This window comes from Vibrio sp. 1401 (assembly GCF_033340295.1).
In genome coordinates this window covers 1-947 of sequence record NZ_JAWOWF010000171.1, presented here as the reverse complement: position 1 = coordinate 947, position 947 = coordinate 1, and the positions used below count along the sequence as shown (strand labels likewise).

1 protein-coding gene and 1 pseudogene are annotated in these 947 nt (G+C 46.9%); both read left to right on the top strand.

The features are described from left to right. A partial coding sequence (locus R7Z77_RS24340; protein ID WP_318136927.1) for a penicillin-binding protein activator occupies window positions 1–886 on the top strand: 886 nt, incomplete at its 5' end. Further along, a pseudogene (locus R7Z77_RS24335) lies at window positions 873–947 on the top strand (YraN family protein); the annotation flags it as partial. The gene R7Z77_RS24340 and the pseudogene R7Z77_RS24335, both read left to right, overlap by 14 nt.

Genomic DNA, 947 nt, shown 5'->3' with positions numbered 1-947 from the left:
GAAGCAACGTCTTATCAACGAAAACATCGATTTTGTTGTCGGCCCACTGCAAAAAGAAAATGTCGAACTATTGCAAACCACGATGGATGGTTCAGCAAACAGTCCAGCCATTCCAGCACTGGCACTGAATATTCCTGAAGATGTTCAGCCAGGTACCGACATTTGCTACCTAGCGTTGTCACCAGAGCAAGAAGTGGCTCAAGCTGCAAAATACTTGTTTAGCGAAGGCTATAACTTCCCGCTAATCCTAGCGCCAAAAGGCAGCTACGGTGAGCGTGTTGTGCAAGCTTTCAATGAAGAATGGAGCAAGTACAGCTCAAACAAAGTCGCAACAAGCTACTTTGGTGATAAGCGCCAGCTACAAAAAGACATTAACGACGTCTTTGGATTACAAGAGAGCAAACAGCGTATCGCACAGATGCAATCGCTCATGCGCATTAAGTTGGAAACACAGCCACGCAGTCGTCGTGATGTGGACGCAGTTTATATTGTCGCTCGTAGCTCTGAACTAACACTTATCAAACCATTCATTGAGGTCGCAATTAACCCAGATGCGAAGCCACCAAAACTGTTCTCGAACTCTCGTAGCAACAGCGGTGGTGCGACGTACGAAGACCTAACAGGCATTATCTACAGTGACATTCCGCTGCTAGTAAACCCAGACCCAATTGTGACCGCTGAAATGAACGAGCTATGGGCAGATCAATCCAACATGGAAAAACGCTTAAAAGCTCTAGGGATGGATGCCTACAAACTGATCGGTGAATTGCCACAAATGAAAGTGGTACCAGGTTACTCAGTAAGCGGCCAAACTGGTACGTTAAGCATTGACAACAACTGTGTTGTACAACGCGAATTGAGCTGGGCTGAGCGTGGGGCTCTTTAGTAAGCGTCAAATAGGTAATCAGTACGAGACCCTGGCGAAGCAGTATCTGCAGCGTCAGGGT